16 protein-coding genes are annotated in these 15,608 nt (G+C 70.5%); 3 read left to right on the forward strand and 13 right to left on the reverse strand.

Annotated elements, in window-relative coordinates:
* Positions 1–19: 19 nt before the first annotated feature.
* From AC0L6Y_RS11780 to AC0L6Y_RS11810, 7 genes are read right to left on the reverse strand one after another with little or no spacing between them, the layout of a single operon-like run.
* The gene (locus AC0L6Y_RS11780; protein WP_473552620.1) at positions 20–1,525 is read right to left on the reverse strand and encodes an ABC transporter substrate-binding protein; all 1,506 of its coding nucleotides are present in this window, start codon (positions 1,523–1,525) and stop codon (positions 20–22) included.
* Between the two features lie 47 nt (positions 1,526–1,572).
* A complete protein-coding gene (locus AC0L6Y_RS11785) occupies positions 1,573–2,661 on the reverse strand; it encodes an alanine racemase (protein WP_473552623.1) in 1,089 nt (362 codons plus the stop codon).
* A complete protein-coding gene (locus tag AC0L6Y_RS11790) occupies positions 2,658–3,875 on the reverse strand; it encodes a hypothetical protein (RefSeq protein ID WP_473552624.1) in 1,218 nt (405 codons plus the stop codon). The genes AC0L6Y_RS11785 and AC0L6Y_RS11790 overlap by 4 nt, the downstream gene beginning before the upstream one ends.
* Positions 3,872–4,816 carry a Gfo/Idh/MocA family protein gene (locus tag AC0L6Y_RS11795; protein ID WP_473552626.1) on the reverse strand — a complete coding sequence of 315 codons (945 nt, stop codon included), beginning with the start codon at positions 4,814–4,816 and terminating at the stop codon, positions 3,872–3,874. The genes AC0L6Y_RS11790 and AC0L6Y_RS11795 overlap by 4 nt, the downstream gene beginning before the upstream one ends.
* Positions 4,813–6,120 (reverse strand): aspartate aminotransferase family protein, encoded by a 1,308-nt coding sequence (locus AC0L6Y_RS11800; protein ID WP_473552628.1) that lies wholly within the window; start codon positions 6,118–6,120, stop codon positions 4,813–4,815. The genes AC0L6Y_RS11795 and AC0L6Y_RS11800 overlap by 4 nt, the downstream gene beginning before the upstream one ends.
* Positions 6,121–6,151: 31 nt before the next feature.
* Complete coding sequence (locus AC0L6Y_RS11805) at positions 6,152–7,003, reverse strand: amidohydrolase family protein (RefSeq protein ID WP_473552630.1); 852 nt, start codon at positions 7,001–7,003, stop codon at positions 6,152–6,154.
* Entirely contained in the window at positions 7,000–7,812 is an 813-nt protein-coding gene (locus tag AC0L6Y_RS11810) for an IclR family transcriptional regulator (RefSeq protein WP_473552631.1), read from the reverse strand. The genes AC0L6Y_RS11805 and AC0L6Y_RS11810 overlap by 4 nt, the downstream gene beginning before the upstream one ends.
* A gap of 207 nt (positions 7,813–8,019) precedes the next feature.
* Between AC0L6Y_RS11810 and AC0L6Y_RS11815 the strand changes: the two genes are divergently transcribed.
* A complete protein-coding gene (locus AC0L6Y_RS11815) occupies positions 8,020–8,868 on the forward strand; it encodes a redoxin domain-containing protein (protein WP_473552633.1) in 849 nt (282 codons plus the stop codon).
* Here AC0L6Y_RS11815 and AC0L6Y_RS11820 read toward each other — a convergent pair.
* From AC0L6Y_RS11820 to AC0L6Y_RS11830, 3 genes are read right to left on the reverse strand one after another with little or no spacing between them, the layout of a single operon-like run.
* Entirely contained in the window at positions 8,854–9,777 is a 924-nt protein-coding gene (locus AC0L6Y_RS11820; RefSeq protein ID WP_473552636.1) for an SDR family NAD(P)-dependent oxidoreductase, read from the reverse strand. The two genes, AC0L6Y_RS11815 and AC0L6Y_RS11820, sit on opposite strands and share 15 nt — an antisense overlap.
* Entirely contained in the window at positions 9,774–10,100 is a 327-nt protein-coding gene (locus AC0L6Y_RS11825) for a chorismate mutase (protein WP_473552639.1), read from the reverse strand. The genes AC0L6Y_RS11820 and AC0L6Y_RS11825 overlap by 4 nt, the downstream gene beginning before the upstream one ends.
* A gap of 9 nt (positions 10,101–10,109) precedes the next feature.
* Entirely contained in the window at positions 10,110–10,793 is a 684-nt protein-coding gene (locus AC0L6Y_RS11830; RefSeq protein ID WP_473552642.1) for a GNAT family N-acetyltransferase, read from the reverse strand.
* Positions 10,794–10,862: 69 nt separating this feature from the next.
* On the opposite strand from AC0L6Y_RS11830, the gene AC0L6Y_RS11835 reads away from it, so the two are divergent.
* Entirely contained in the window at positions 10,863–11,300 is a 438-nt protein-coding gene (locus tag AC0L6Y_RS11835; protein WP_473552645.1) for a hypothetical protein, read from the forward strand.
* Positions 11,301–11,332: 32 nt separating this feature from the next.
* Here the strand turns inward: AC0L6Y_RS11835 and AC0L6Y_RS11840 are convergent, their stop codons facing one another.
* The 3 genes from AC0L6Y_RS11840 to AC0L6Y_RS11850 form a co-directional block, all read right to left on the reverse strand.
* On the reverse strand, positions 11,333–12,616 hold the full coding sequence (locus tag AC0L6Y_RS11840) for an adenylosuccinate synthase (protein WP_473552646.1): 1,284 nt from the start codon (positions 12,614–12,616) through the stop codon (positions 11,333–11,335).
* A gap of 73 nt (positions 12,617–12,689) precedes the next feature.
* On the reverse strand, positions 12,690–13,862 hold the full coding sequence (locus AC0L6Y_RS11845; protein ID WP_473552649.1) for a hypothetical protein: 1,173 nt from the start codon (positions 13,860–13,862) through the stop codon (positions 12,690–12,692).
* Positions 13,832–14,560 (reverse strand): TrmH family RNA methyltransferase, encoded by a 729-nt coding sequence (locus AC0L6Y_RS11850; RefSeq protein ID WP_473552652.1) that lies wholly within the window; start codon positions 14,558–14,560, stop codon positions 13,832–13,834. The genes AC0L6Y_RS11845 and AC0L6Y_RS11850 overlap by 31 nt, the downstream gene beginning before the upstream one ends.
* A gap of 40 nt (positions 14,561–14,600) precedes the next feature.
* Here AC0L6Y_RS11850 and AC0L6Y_RS11855 point away from each other — a divergent pair, with 40 nt between their 5' ends.
* Positions 14,601–15,479, forward strand: a complete 879-nt coding sequence (locus AC0L6Y_RS11855) for a DNA-methyltransferase (RefSeq protein WP_473552655.1) — start codon at positions 14,601–14,603, stop codon at positions 15,477–15,479.
* Positions 15,480–15,608 lie beyond the last annotated feature (129 nt).

Raw genomic sequence — 15,608 nt, forward strand, 5'->3', positions numbered from 1 at the left:
CTCGCGCTCCGCCGGGTCCTTACTTCGCGACCGCGATCTGGCTCAGCAGCGAGTTGCCGAGGGGGTTGATCTCGTAGCCGCTGACGCCGGGAGCGATGATCGCCGCGACCGGAGCCGACTGCACCACCATTACGGGCAGCTCGTCGACCATGATCTCCTGCAGCTGGGCGTAGATCGCCGCGCGGGCGCTCTCGTCCGACACGCTCGTCGCCTCGGCGATGAGCGCCTCGACCTCGGCGTTCTGGTAGTCATCGGCGAGGTGCGCCGTCATGATCACGTCGAAGAACGAGTTCGGGTCGCCGCCCACGTTGAAGACGTTCCAGGTCGCGTCGTAGTCGCGGTTGATGTACGCGTCGAGCCAGACCGACAGCTCGCCGACCTGCGGGTTCAGCGTGACGCCGATCTCGGCGAGCGACGACTGCCACACGCGGGCGATCGACTCGGCCTCGGGGAATCCGGTGAGGATCTCCAGGTCGAACTCCAGGTCGCTGACGCCCGCCTCGGCGAGCAGCTCCGCCGCCTTGTCGAGGTCGTACGGGTAGCCCTCCTGCTCGGCGTAGGCCCAGCTGCTCTCGGGGAGCGGGCTCCACGCCGTGGAGCCGCCGCCGCCGAAGGCGATCTCGCGGATCGACTCCTTGTCGAGCGCGTAGGCGAGAGCCTGGCGCACGAGCGGGTCGGCGAGCTTGCCGGAGGAGTTGAACTCGATCAGCTCGAGGCTGTTCGAAGAGGTCGGCTCGACGACGACCGCACGGTCGGCATCCACCTGAGCGGTGGTCGCCGCGGAAGCGGTCGTGATGATGTCGACCTCGCCGCTGTAGAGGTTGTTCAGCGCGACCTGCTGGTCGGCGATCGGACGCTCGATGATCGTCTCGGTCGCGCCCGCCTCGCCGAAGTAGTCATCGAAGCGGGTCAGCTCGATCTGCGAGTTCGGCTCCCACGACTCGAACGAGTACGGTCCCGAGCCGATCGGCGCCGCGCTGACATCGTCGAAGTTCGACGGCGCGACGATGGCGATGTCGGTGATGCCCGCGAGGAACCCGGCGTTCGGGTTGTTGAGCGTGATCACGACGGTCGCGTCGTCGACGGCCTCATACGAGGCCACGTCGGCGAGGCGTCCCGAGAAGATCGAGTCCTCCTGGCCGGCGGCGCGCTCGAGCGACGCGATGACGGCCGCAGCGTCCACCGCTTCGCCATTCTGGAACACGGCGTCCGGGTCTAGAGTGAACGTGAACACCGTTGCATCTTCGTTGACCTCGAAGGTCGCGAGATCCGGCTGGATCTCGAGCGCGACGTCGTACTTCACAAGGGTGCTGAAGACCAGGTCTCGGACCGCGTACTGGTAGATGATGAGCTGGTTGGTGTGCGGGTCGAAGTTGTCGATGTCGCCTGGCAGGGCGACGACGATCTCACTCGCGGCTGCCGGGTCGCTGTCCTGCGATCCGGCAGTGCAGCCCGCCAGCACGAGCGTGCCGGCAGCGAGCGCGGCGAACGCGCCGAGCCGGGCAGTTCTCTTGGTTCCTGTCACAATCTGACCTCTCATAGTGGGGTGGGGTGGTGCGTTTCAGGGTCCGGTCAATGCCGTCCGACCGGATGCCACGTCTGCACCGCGCCGTCCTCATCGAGCACGTGAACCGTGCCCCACATGTTGACGACGCCGCAGGCGTGATTGGGGAGAAGAGCCACGGTGTCGCCGACGCTCAGATCGGCGATGCCGCGCCCCACGAGGGTTCCGTGCTCCTCGTAGGCGGTGGGGAACTCGACGGTGTCGTCGAGTTCGAATTCAGGGGTGAGCAGCAGGCCGAACGTCGAGCCGCGGTTCGAGCCGTCCGCGCTCATCGCCTTGAGTCCGGCGTCGACGATGACGGCGCCCGGGCGCTGCACGCTGACGACCGTCGCGCGAACCGTGAGGGCGCACTGGTCGAGGGTCGTGGACTCGAGCCGAAGCTGGTTCGCGTCGCTGAAGACGTAGGTTCCGGGACGGGCCTCGGTGACGCCCGCGACCGTCGGCGCCGAATCCCAGCCCGGGGTGGATCCGACCGAGACGACGGCGACTGGAACTCCGGATGCCCGGATGTCCTCGGCCACGGCGACGAGCGCCTCCGCCGCGGACACGCCCGCCGCGCGGATCGCCGCGCGGTCTCCCGAGACGCCGGCGAGCTGCCCTTCATGGGTGTAGATCCCCTCGAACTCAAGGTTCGGCAGGGCGGCGAGCGCGGTGGCGACGACCACCGCGTCGGAGGCCCGGATTCCGGTGCGTCCGAGGCCGGTGTCGATCTCGAGGCGCACCGGCACGGTGACGCCGAGCCGGGCGGCCTCGCGCGACACGGGCTCGGCGAGTTCGACCGAGTCGACGCCGATCGCGACGCGTCCGCGTCGGTTGAACTCCGCCGCGAGCGTCGCCTTGGCGCCCACCGGGCCGTGCGCCCAGAACAGGTCGGCGAAGCCGGCCGTCAGAAGCGCATCCGCTTCTTCCGGCGTCGCGCAGGTGAATCCGACCGCGCCGGCCTCGGATTGCAGGCGGGCCACCTCGATCATCTTCGAGGTCTTGAAGTGCGGGCGGAGGGCGACTCCGGCGTCGCGCATCGCGCGCGCCATCCGGTCGATGTTCGCGGTCATGCGCGCGCGGTCGATGACGAGCGCGGGGCTGGGCAGGGCGGTCATGCGCGACCTCCGAGAAGGTCCGCGGCGTCGCGCGTCCAGGAGAGGGACTCCGCGGTCGCGGTGCCGTAGTTGTAGAGCGCGATCCGGTCGACCCCGGCGGCCAGCACCGTCTCGACCTTGCCGAGGAAGTCGCCGCGGGAGGCGTGGTGCGCCGGCCACAGGGTCAGCGCCACGGTGAGCGGCGCGGACGTCGGCAGCGGGGCCGCGAGTGCCAGCGTGTGGTCGAGCTCGGCAGCCACCTCGCCGGCGGTCGGGAAGTAGCTTTCGAGCACGAAGCCGTCGACCGCGGCGAGCGAGGCGGTGACGTCGACCCCTTCGAGCCAGTTCATCGGAGCGGGGCGCCCCCACACGGCGGCGCTCAGCGTGAACTCGACTCCCTGCGCTCGCGCGTCGGCCGTCAGCTCGGCGACCAGAGCGGTGACCACATCGAGTCGCATCCGGGTGTAGGCCGCGAGATCGGGCCAGTTGAGCAGCAGCGACGCGAGTTCGCTGCCGGCGTCGGCGAGCCGCCCTCCGGGAGCCGACGCGTTCCACGTGCGGTGCAGCTCGGCCGCGACGGTGGCGCGCAGACGCTCGCCGTCGATGCCGCGCGACCCCGCCTCGGCCAGGCAGTGCTCGCAGAAGCACAGCGACAGCAGGTAGCGGGTGAGCACGTCGAGCCGGGCGCCCCACAGCTCGTGCGGGTGGCCGTGCGACTGCAGCAGGTAGGAGACGCTCTCGGCGAGGAGCCGTTCGAACAGGCCCGTCGCCCCCAGCGCGCCGAACAGCTCGCGGGCATAGCGGCGCGACGCCGGGTTGGCGGCGCACAGCCCGTGCGTGAAGCGGTCGCCGAAGCAGCTCAGGATGGCGGCGTCGGGTCGCTCGACCGCGAGGCGCGTGTTGTGGAAGGCGATCCCCCAGCCGTCCAGGGCGATCCCCGCGGCGTCGGTCGCGGCCTTCAGGCGCGGGTAGAGCTCGGGATCGTTCGAGGCGATGCTCGACGCGGGGATGCGCAGGTCGCTGAAGGTGTCGTCCGGCAGCGGCAGGTGGGCCGTGTTGGCTTCCGCCCGCACGAACACCCGCTCGGTGCGACGCGGCGCGATCACCTCGGCGGAGTGGTACGCCGTCGCGATCTCGAGGCGGGTGACGCCAAGCTCGGCGACGGTCTCCACCGCGTTCTCCACCCCATCCGCCTGGAGATCCCAGGGATAGATGAGCATGCTCAGCTCGCTCATGCGGCCACCTCCCGGTAGCAGTTCTCGATCATCTGAAGGGTCGGTTCGAGGTCGTGCAGCCCGAAGCCGGGCTCGGCGTCGCGGAACGACAGCCACTGCGCGGCGAACGGCTCGTCGGCGTCGATCGCCGGTCCGGAGCGCTCCCCCGCGTCGGTGCGGATGCTCCAGCTGCCGTCCATCGCGACGCGGCCGAATCCGCGAGTGCCGGTCACCGCGACTCCCGCCCCCGTCGCCGCCACCGGGGACCACAGCATGCTCAGCAGCACGGGCGCACCGGAATCGGTGGTGAGCACGAGCTCGGCCGAGTCCTCGGTCTCGTGCTCGGGGAAGACGGTCCGAAGTCGCGCGTGGAGCAGTTCGAGCGGCTCCCCGAGCAGCGCTCGCGCCCGGTCGATCGCGTGCACGCCGTTGGTCAGCAGCACGCCGCCGCCCGAGACGGCGCGGTCGAAGTACCACCCGGGCAGGTCGTCCGGCCCGAGCTGGAAGTGCATCGTGTCGGTGTAGCTGAGAAGCTCGCCGAACTCGCCCGCGGCGACCGCGGCGGCGAGCGCGCGGACCCCGGGCCAGTGCCGCGTCGTCATGCCGACCGCGAAGTGGCGGCCGGTGCGCTCGAGCGCGGTTGCGAGGGCGCCCGCGTCCTCGCCGGGAACGCGGTGCGGCTTCTCGACGAGCACATCGCAGCCGAGCTGGACCGCGTCGAGCGCCAGCCGAAGGTGCGAGGCCGACGGCGTGGCGATGATCACCGCGTCGGCGCCGACGGCGGCCACCGCCGCGGGCAGGCTGGTGAAGGCGGATGCGCCGGCCTCGGCGGCCAGCGCCGTCGCGCGGTCGAGGTCGCCATCGACAACAGCGACGACCCGGTCCCCCGCGTGCAGAACTGCGTGCAGCTGCCGGGTGCCGATCACCCCCGCCCCGACGACCACGACCGCGCGCCCGGTCATCCGAAGACGCCTTCCTGCGCCATGCCGCCGAGCACCCGGTCGGCGGCTTCGAGCGTGCGGTCGATGTGCTCCTCGGTGTGGGCGCCCGAGATGTGATTCCGCTTGAGCGTCATCGGGTACATCATGAAGCCCTCGTCGGTCATGCGGCGGTGGAACATCGCGTAGGCGGTGTCGTTGTTGCGCAGCAGGTCGCGGTAGCCGCGCACCGGGCCGTCCATGAAGTAGGTGACGAAGACGGATCCGAGGCCGGTCACGATCGCGGGGATCGAGTGGCGCTCGGTGATCTCGGTGAGCCCGGCGCGCATCCGGTCGCCCAGGCGCGTGACGTGCTCGTGGAAGCCGATCTCGGGATCGCTGATCGCCCGCATCGTGGCGATCGCCGCCGCCATCGACGCCGGGTTGCCGTTGAAGGTTCCCGCCAGGACGACGTCGCCGCCGGCCGAGCTGAAGCGCGACATCAGGTCGGTGCGTCCGCCCATGCCCGCCACCGAGAAGCCGTTGCCCATCGACTTGCCGTAGGTGGTCAGGTCGGGCGTGATGCCGACGAGCTCCTGATAGCCGCCGGGCGCGTGCCGGAATCCGGTGATGACCTCGTCGAAGATCAGGATCGCGCCTTCGCGCGTGGTCAGGTCGCGAAGCCCCTGAAGGAACTCGCGCTCCGGCAGGAGGGCGCCGACGTTGTGCGGGACGGGCTCGAGAATCACCCCGGCGATCTGGTCGGGGTACTTCACGAACAGCTCCTCGACGCTGGCGAGGTCGTTGAACTCGGCGATCAGGGTCGAGTCGATGGCGTCGTCGAGGATGCCCGCGGACAGCGGGTCGCGACCGTAGGCGCGCTCCGGCGTGGAGGCGACGTTGCGCGCGACCGCGTCGTGCCAGCCGTGGAAGCAGCCCTGGAACTTCACCATGAACTTGCGCCCGGTGACGGCGCGCGAGAGCCGCACCGCCTGGAAGGTCGACTCGGTGCCGCTCATGGTGGTGATCGACATCTCCACCGAGGGGATGAGATCGGCGACGAGGCGCGCGGTCTCGACCTCGAGCTCGCTGACCCCCAGGCCGATCAGGTCGATCGTGCCGAACGTGTCGGCGACCGCGCCGTTGACGCGCTCGTCGTTGTGGCCGAGCAGGATGGCGCCGAAGGCCGCGTGGTAGTCGATGTAGTCGCGGCCCTCCAGGTCGGTGATGATGGCGCCGTGCGAGGAGCGGAATCCGGTCGGATTGCCGATGTTGCGCGTTGCGGAATTCACCCCGCCGGGGATGAGGGCGCGGGCCTCCGAGAGGATGTCAGCGGACACGGGTGTCACGAGTGGTGCTCCTTGCGAGTGGTTCGGTGATTCAGCGGATACGGGGATCGGGAAGGTTCAGCAGCGCGAGCGTGTCGCGGTGGATGATGGATTCGACCGTCTCGTCGAGCACGTGGGGCAGGTCGCCGGCGCGCAGCGTCGCCAGGTGGCGCAGCTGCGTCATCGCGGCGGCGGGCTCCCAGAGCGGGTAGTCGCTGCCGAACAGCAGCTTGTCGACGACCCCCCACTCCTGGGCGTGCACAAGGGCCATGAATCCGTCCATCGGACGCGACCAGCTGGCCGACACGTCGGCGTAGACGTTCGGCTGCTTGCGCAGCACGACGTTCGCGTCGCGCTGCCACGGGTGACCCATGTGCGCCATGACCTGCTTGAGGTCGGGGTGGCGGCGGGCCACCTCGTCCACCACGTGCGGCTGGCTGATCGAGAGCCGACCCTGCGGGCTCGGCGTGGCGCCCATGTGCCACAGCAGCACCAACCCGTGGGCGGTGCAGGTGCGGTAGAAGTCGTCGAACTCGGGCGCCATCGGGTCGAAGAGCGACAGCACCGGGTAGAGCTTGACGCCCTTGAAGCCGAGCGCGATCGCCTCCTCGAGCTGCTCGCGCCAGTTGCTGTCCAGCGGGTCGAGCGCCGTGAACGCGATCGTCGGCGTGGACAGCTCGGCGCAGAAGTCCGCGACGAACTGGTTCGGGGTGTGCACGCCGGCGCGGCTGGCGGCCAGCCCGAAGACGACGGCGACGTCAACGCCCGCCTCGGTCATGACGGCATCGAAGCTGGTGGGGGTCACGCGCGGGTACGGCTTTCCGTAGGCGGGTTCCCAGTTCTTCTTGTGCTCCTCGCCCCAGTGCTCCGGCTGGAGGTTGTGGCTGTGGATGTCGACGATCATGCGATCTCCAAACTGTGGGCTCCGTGCGCGGCGCGCAGCGCCGTGATGAAGCGGGCGTTGTTGCCGAGGTCGGCGGCGACGCGCTGCAGCAGCGGCAGGTGCTGCTCGCGCTCGGCAGGACCGAGCTCGCCGCTCGGGCCGGCGATGCTGAGCGCCACGTTCAGTCGCGCCAGGTTGGGAATCGGCACCGCCATGCAGATCACGCCGAGGTCGCGCTCCTGCTGATCGACGCTGCAGCCGCGTTCGCGGATCACCGCGAGTTCCGCGACCATCGCGTCGACGTCGGTGATGGTGTGCTCGGTGAACCGGGGCCACGGCGATTCGGCCGGCAGATGCTCGGCGAGCCGTTCGGTCGGAAGGGCGGACATCAGCATCTTGCCGAGACCGGTCGAGTAGGTGTGGTCGAGCGAGCCGCTGGCCGACCGGAACCGCAGCGGTCGGTCGGGCTCCTCCACGACGACGTGCAGGACCCAGCGGCCTTCGAGCACGCCGAGGTTGGCGGTGAGCCCGGTCGCCGTCGCCAACTCGCGCAGGTAGGGCGCCGCGACATCCGCCGTGTTGGCCTGTCGGCGGTAGTTCTCACCGAGGTCGAGGATGGCGTGGCCGATCGCGTAGCCGTCGGCGTCGCGGTGGACGAAGTCGTGCTCTTCGAGGATCTTCAGCAGGCGCACCAGCGTCGGCTTCGGCAGCTCCAGCGACGAAGCGAGGTCGCTCAGGGTGCGCGCCGAGGTCGCGGAGCCGAGCTCGCGAAGGATGGCGATGGCACGCACGAGTCCCTGCGAGTGGTACGACGTGGAAGAAGGTTCCATGTCGAGTCACCCTAGGTGGACAGTTCCGTCTATGCCTAGCGATCGGGCGTAAATTCCACGTTACGCGACATGAAACCTCAGACATGAAACGCGCGAAGGGTCCCCGGCCACGCCCCCGGCCGCCGAGAAATCCCCGGTCACGTCCGAACTCGGGCCCCACCCGGCGTCGGGCGCCTCCCCGTGCTTGACTCGACACGGGAGGGCGCCATGCTCCGAATCATCCGCCGCGGCTACGGTGAGGCCTCCGCGATCCTCGGCCTCGCCGCGATCAGCTTCGCCCTCGTCCAACTGCTCGGCGGTGCCGGAATCGGCTGGGCCGGCCCGATTCTCGCCTGGCTGCCGCTGACCGCCTACCTCGGCTTCATCGTCGTCGGGCGCCCCTCCACCCGGACCCGCACGCTGTGGCCCCTGCTCGCCGTCAGCGGCGCGGGCGTCGTCCTCGCCGCGTTCGCCAGCGCGGTCGCCGTCGTCATCGCCGTGTCCGGTCTCGCCGCGCTGGCCGGCTACGTGTTCTGGTACTCCCGGCAGGCCCGGCACTCCTGCGCGCTCGTCGTCGGCTCGCCCCTGCCGGACTTCCCGCTCAGCACCGTCGGCGGCGACCGCGTGCGCAGCGCGGTGCTCACCGAGCGCCCGCAGGTGATCGTGTTCTTTCGCGGCTCGTGGTGCCCGTTCTGCACCACGCAGCTGCGCCAGCTCGCCGAGCGCTATCGCGAGCTGGAGCACCGCGGCGTCGGCGTCAGTCTGATCAGCCCGCAGCCCGCCACCGACACCGCCGAGCTCGCCACCCGCTTCGACGTTCCGATGCGGTTCTTCGCCGACCCCGGCGGGGTCGCCGCCGCGGCGCTCGGCCTCACCCAGACCGGCGGGGTCCCGCTGCTCTACGGCGCGGGAACGAACGGCGACACGGTGGTGCCGACCGTCGTGATCACGGACGCCGCCGGCGTCGTGCGCTGGCTCGATCGCACCGACAACCACCGCATCCGCCCCGAACCGGACGCGTTCCTCGCGGTGCTGGACCGCGAAGGGATCACCGGACCGCCGTCACAGCTCGAGTGACTGGCCCGTCGACTCCTCGGCGAGCGCCCAGAGCCGCGCGCCGAACTCGGGCGAGGCGCTGGAGGCGACCGGGCTGACGACCCTCGGGGTGCCCTTCAGCTCGGAGAAGCCGCCCGGGCCGTAGAACTCGCCCGACTGCGCCGCCGGGTCGAGCGCAGCGCGAACGCTCGGCCACGCCCCGTGATCCTTGCCCTGAGCGAACGGCGCCGAGAGGCGCCCGATCAGCCGGTGCGGGGTGCTCTGCCTGTCATTCACGCCCGGCACCTGCTCGGCGAGCTCGGTGACGGCGTAGCCCGGATGCGCCAGCAGCGACGCGCGCGCATCCCCCGCCGCGCGCAGGCGGCGGTCCAGCTCGAAGGCGAATCCGTGCACGGCGTGCTTCGAGAACGCGTACGCACGGAAGCCGCGGTACGTGCGGACCGACAGCAGGTCCTCGGGCTCGAGGGTCACGAGCCGGGTCGACATGCTGCCGAGTCCGACGACGCGTCCGGTCGGCTCCAGCGCCGGGAACAGCAGCGCCGTCAGCAGGAAATGCCCGATCGCGTTGCCGCCGACGAGCAGCTCGAGGCCGTCGGCGGTCTCCTGGCGGGACCCCGGCGGGATCACCTGCCCGGCGTTGTTGATGAGCGCCGCGATCGGCCCCTCTGCGCGCAGTTCCTCGGCGGCGCGCCGGATCGAGGCGAAGGAGGCGATGTCGAGCTCGACGAACGCGACCTGCGCATCCGGCACCCGATCGCGCAGGGCCGCCATCGCGCGCTCGGTCTTGTCGCGCGAGCGCGACGCGAGGATGACCCGCGCCCCGGCCGCCGCGAGCTGCTCGCTCGTGAAGTATCCGATGCCGGCGTTCCCGCCGGTGACCACGACGGTGCGGCCGTCCTGCCGCGGCAGGACGCGAGGCTCCCAGGTCACGACGCGTCGGATCCGTTCGCCGAGGCGATGCGCTCGTGGTGGTGGATGACCTCGGCGACGACGAAGGTGAACCACTTCTCGGCGAACTCGGGGTCGAGCTGCGCGTCGACCGCGAGGGCGCGCAGGCGCGCCACCTGGCGGCGCTCGCGCTCCGGATCCGAGGGCGGCAGACCCTTCTCGGCCTTCAGCTGACCGACCTGCTGGGTCGCCTTGAAGCGCTCGGCGAGGAGGTGCACGAGCGCGGCGTCGATGTTGTCGATGCTCTGCCGCAGCGCGGCGAGCTCGGCCACGACCTCCGGGGCGATGTCACCGTTCTGCGTCATGCTCCGAGCCTAAGCGCCCGCGCGCCGCTCTCCCGGCAGCGGCGTCGGCGCGGTCGGCGCAGAGCGGAACAGCACCGGCCGTTCGCCGGAGTCGGCGAGGCGGGTCTCGAGTCCGCGGCGCACCGTCGGCCACTCGCTCGACAGGATCGAGTAGATCGCCGTGTCGCGCCAGGAGCCGTCGGCGCGCGGCCGATCGTGGCGGGCGATCCCCTCGAACACGGCGCCGAGCCGCTCGATCGCCGCCCGAGACCGCGTGTTGACCGCATCCGCCTGGATGCGCACCCGCTCGAAGCCGTGGCCGAACGCGTGGCCGCGCAGCAGCAGCTTCGCCTCCGGGTTCACCTGGGTTCCCCAGACCCGCGGGTCGTAGGCGGTCCAGCCGATGTGCGTCGACCCGGCGGCCTCATCGAAGTCGCCGAGGGTCGTCGCGCCGACGAGGGCTCCGCGGTGCGGTCCGCTCGCGACGCGGACCACGAAGTTCTGCCGCGCGTCTCCCGCGTAGTACGCGGCGTTCCACGTCGCGTAGGCCGCCTCGTCGACGGGAAGGCCCGCCGGACCGCCCCCGTAGCCGCCGGCGAAGACGGCGGGATGGCCGAGAGCGCGCCACAGCTCGGGCGCGTGAGCGCCGGCCATGGGCTCCAGCATCACGAAACGACCCATCAGGGTCACCGGTTCGGGGCGGCGCGCGGTCACGATGCGATCCTGCCACCCCCCGGCCTGGCGTCGCGGGAGGTGAACAACAGCGGTTAACATCGGAACGCAATGGGGATCTGGGACCTGAACGGCGAGACCACGGCGACGGCGGAACACGCCGCGCCCGAGAACTCGCGCCCGGATCTCACCGACTGGTTCGATCCGCGCAGCCGCCGCGTCGCCGCGGAGGACGCCGTGAAGGGCCTCAGCCTGCCGGACGCGGTGCTCGCGCTGCTGCTGATCGAGGAGCGTCACCCGACGCCGGTCGGGCAGCCGAACCTGGCGATCGCCGACTTCGTGCCGGAGACCGACCCGAGCAACCTGGTTGCCTGGATGCGCGCCGCGCTCGCGCTGGTGCGCTCAGCCGAGGAGTTCGGTCGACGCAATGTCGTCAACGGGGAGTCGGGCCCGGCGCTCGTCGCCGCCATGGCGGGCGCGCACCCCGGGTTCTCGCAGAAGAGCTACAGCGACGTGCTGTTCCACGGCTTCTCGCTCGTCAGCAACTGACCCGCCGCTCCCGCATCAGCGCGCGAGAGAACTCACAGCAAGTCGTGGCGCACGACGATGGCCTCACGGCCGGGGCCGACGCCGATCGCCGACATGCGGGCCCCGCTCATCTCCTCAACGGCGAGCACGTAGTCCTGCGCGTTCTTCGGCAGATCGGAGAACTCGCGCGCGCCGGTGATGTCTTCGCTCCAGCCCGGGAACTCCTCGTAGATCGGAGTCGCGTGGTGGAAGTCGCTCTGGTTGACGGGAACCTCATCGAAGCGGGTGCCGTTGACGTCGTAGGCGACGCAGACCGGGATCGTCTCGAGCCCGGTGAGCACGTCGAGCTTGGTGAGCACGAAATCGGTGACGCCGTTGATGCGCGCCGAGTAGCGCGCAATCGGGGCGTCGTACCAGCCGGTGCGCCGCGGGCGACCGGTGGTGGTGCCGAACTCGAAGCCGGCGGCGCGCAGGAACTCGCCCGACTCGTCGAACAGCTCGGTCGGGAACGGGCCCGCGCCGACGCGCGTCGTGTACGCCTTGACCACCGCGATGACGCGGTCGATGCGGTTGGGGGCGACGCCCGAGCCGGTGGCCGCGCCGCCGCTCGTCGCGTTGGAGCTGGTGACGAACGGGTAGGTGCCGTGATCGACATCGAGCATCGTCGCCTGGCCGCCCTCGAACAGGACAGTCTTGCCGGCATCCAGGGCCTGGTTCAGCACGAGGCCGGTGTCGGCCACCATCGGGCGCAGACGGTCAGCGTAGCTCAGCAGCTCGTCGACGATCTCGTCGACGCCGATCGCCCGGCGGTTGTAGATCTTGACCAGCAGGTGGTTCTTCTGGTCGAGGGCTCCCTCGACCTTCTGGCGCAGGATGTTCTCGTCGAACAGGTCCTGGATCCGGATGCCGACCCGGTTGATCTTGTCGGCGTACGCGGGTCCGATGCCCCGGCCGGTGGTGCCGATCTGGCGCTTGCCGAGGAAGCGCTCGGTGACGCGGTCGAGCGTGCGGTGGTAGCCGGTGATGACGTGCGCGTTGGCGCTGACCAGCAGCTTCGACACGTCGACGCCGCGCGCCGACAGGGCGCCGAGCTCGTCGAAGAGCACCTCAACGTCGACGACGACGCCGTTCGAGATGACGGGGGTGACCCCGGGCGTCAGAATGCCGGACGGCAGCAGGTGCAGCGCGTACTTCTTGTCGCCGATGACGACGGTGTGGCCGGCGTTGTTGCCGCCGTTGAATTTGACGACGTAGTCGACGCGGCTGCCGAGCAGGTCGGTCGCCTTGCCCTTGCCTTCATCGCCCCATTGGGCGCCAACGAGAACGATCGCGGGCATGCTTTTCTCCCTCACGGTCGGGCGGGATTACACCCCAGTCTAACGGGACGTCGGCGGGCCTGGCCCTCGGCGGTCAGTCGCTGGCGCGCCGGCGGCGAATGGCGACGACCACGACCAGGACGACCCCGCCGAGCAGCAGCCCGGCACCCGCGATCACCACGACGGTCGGCACCGTGCCGCCGGTCTCGGCGAGCTCGGTGACCGGGAGCGGCACCCCCACGTACATCGCGAGGACGTAGTCCTGCGACTTCGGCACCCCGCCGAAGACCGTGCAGGTGAGGATCGTGTGCAGCTCGGCCTCGCCGACGAAGTCGGTGTCGAGCTGGAAGTTCAGCGGATGCGAGATCCCGTTCACCTGCGGCGGCTCGGCCGTGTGCAGCACATCCGGAATGGCGTAGATCTCGATCTCGCAGACCGGCTTCTCCCCGTTGATCGTGGGCGCGAACAGGGCGAGCGGGAACGATGCCGGCTCGCCGGGCTCGATGTACATCGGCTCCGGCTGCGGACCGAACGAGACGTCGGTGGGAACGGGCACGCCGACGAACGCGACGAGCTCGTACGCCTTCTCCTGGATTCCGTTGCCGATCCGCACCGTGATGGCGACCGCGTTCGGCACGTTGCGGGGGTCCCCGCCGCTGGTGAGCATGGTCACGTCGACGCCTGGGGCGGTCTCGTTGAACGCGGCCGTGAACCGCGACGACGGGTTCGTCACCGTCATCTCGACCGTGCTGCCGGCCGGGAAGCTGAGGCCCGTGAAGTCGAACGTCGCGGCCGATCCGACCGGCGCGGAGATCGGCGCGATCCGGGTCGGGAACGTCGCCGCCGGGGTGCCCACGTAGTTGTAGATGTCGAACGTCCAGCTCTCTCCGCCGAACTCGATCTCGAGGATGAGGTGCGCGACGCCGCTGAACCCGCTCGGCGGATCGAGGGTGATGCCCGCCGAGGTCGAGCCGTCGGCCGTGACCGAGTACCCCTGCGTCGTCCCGAAGTCGTCGACGAGCGTCACGGTCGGGGTTCCCGGGAAGCACATGCCGGACAGCGGCACGACGCCCAGCACGTCGACATGCGACTCGATCACGTAGATCGTCGGATCGCTGGCGTTCGCCGGGCTGTAGTTCGGCGGCACGTAGCTCGCGCAGGCCGGAGCCGCCGCCGCTGGATCGGTGTGGCCGGTCGTCGGGGCGACCGTCGACAGCGCGCCGACGATGCATGCCGCTACAGCAATACGCAGAACTCGGGAGAGCACCGGGACCCACTCTCTGTCGTGCGCAGCCTTCGCGCGTGTCCGCCGAGTCTAGGGCCCGTCAGCTTTCGGCGTGCCGGCGAATCCATTCGTGCATGACGATCGCGGCCGCCGCCGCCGCGTTGATCGACCGTGTCGAGCCGTACTGCCGGATGTGCACCGTGGCGGTCGCGGCGGCGAGCGCCTCGGCGCTCAGGCCCGGGCCCTCCTGGCCGAACAGCAGGCACGCAGCCGGCGGGGAGCTCGGCGTCGATCACATCGACCGAGCCGGGCACGTTGTCGACGGCGAGGACCGGCAGGTCGCGCTCGGCCGCCCAGGCGACGAGAGCATCCACCGTCTCGTGGTGGATCACCGTCTGGTACCGATCGGTCACCATCGCGCCGCGCTTGTTCCAGCGGCGCTTCCCGACGATGTGCACCGCCGCCGCCGCGAAGGCGTTGGCCGTGCGCACGATCGAGCCGATGTTGAGGTCGTGCTGCCAGTTCTCGATCGCGACATGGAATTCGTGGCGGCGCGTGTCGAGCTCGGCGACGATCGCATCCATGCGCCAGTAGCGGAACTCGTCGACGACGTTGCGGCGATCGCCGTGCTCGAGCAGCTCCGGGTCGAGGCGCGGATCGTCCGGCCAGGATGCGCGCCCGCCCGGCCAGGGGCCGACGCCGACCGGCATCTGGTCTTCACTCGGTCGCTGCTCGTCCACCCTGCGAGAGTATCGGCGCGCGGACTGTTAAGGTCAGCGCATGCCCACGCCGGAGGATGCGCCCCTCGTCGGCCCCGACGCTTCCGACACGATCGTGCTCGGCGACAACCTGGCGGTCACAGCCCAGCTGCCCGACGCCTCCGTGCGGCTCATCTACCTCGACCCGCCGTTCAACACCGGGCGCACGCAGCACCACACGCCGATTCGCACGGAGCGCGCCGCCGACGGCAGCGACCGGGTGGGCTTCGGCGGTCAGAGCTATGCGAGCGTTCGCGGCGAGCGCCGCAGCTTCGGCGACAGCTTCGACGACTACTGGGCGTTCCTCGAGCCGCGGCTGCGGGAGGCGCACCGGCTGCTGGATGACCAGGGCACCCTCTACCTGCACCTCGACTTCCGCGAGGCGCACTACGCGAAGGTCGCCCTCGATGAGCTGTTCGGCCGGGACTGCTTCCTCAACGAGCTGATCTGGGCCTACGACTACGGCGCGAAGTCGAACCGGCGGTGGCCGGCCAAGCACGACACGATCCTGGTCTACGTCAAGGATCCGGCGCGGTACTACTTCGACAACGCCAGCGTCGACCGGGAGCCGTACATGGCGCCGGGACTGGTGACGCCCGAGAAGGTGGCACGCGGCAAGCTGCCCACCGACGTCTGGTGGCACACCATCGTCGGCACGAACGCGCGCGAGCGCACCGGGTATCCGACGCAGAAGCCGGAGGGCATCCTGCGCCGCATCGTGCAGGCCTCGAGCGCGCCGGGCGACCTGGTGCTCGACTTCTTCGCCGGTTCCGGCACGACCGGGGCGGTGGCGCACGCGCTCGGGCGGCGCTTCCTGCTGGTGGATGAGAGCCGGGATGCCGTCGAGGTGATGCGCGCGCGCCTGCCGCACGCCCGCATCCTCACCCCTCCCACCCCCTGAACGCCCCGCCAGCGCCCCGCCGCCTCCGCCGCATGTGCCACATGCGCCGCGCGAGTGTGCCGCTTCTCCGGGGGTTTCACGCGCGACCCCGGGTTTCACGCGGCCGCATCCGGCCCTCGGCCCGGAATC

It is taken from the genome of Pseudolysinimonas sp. 10J20-29 (assembly GCF_055809595.1).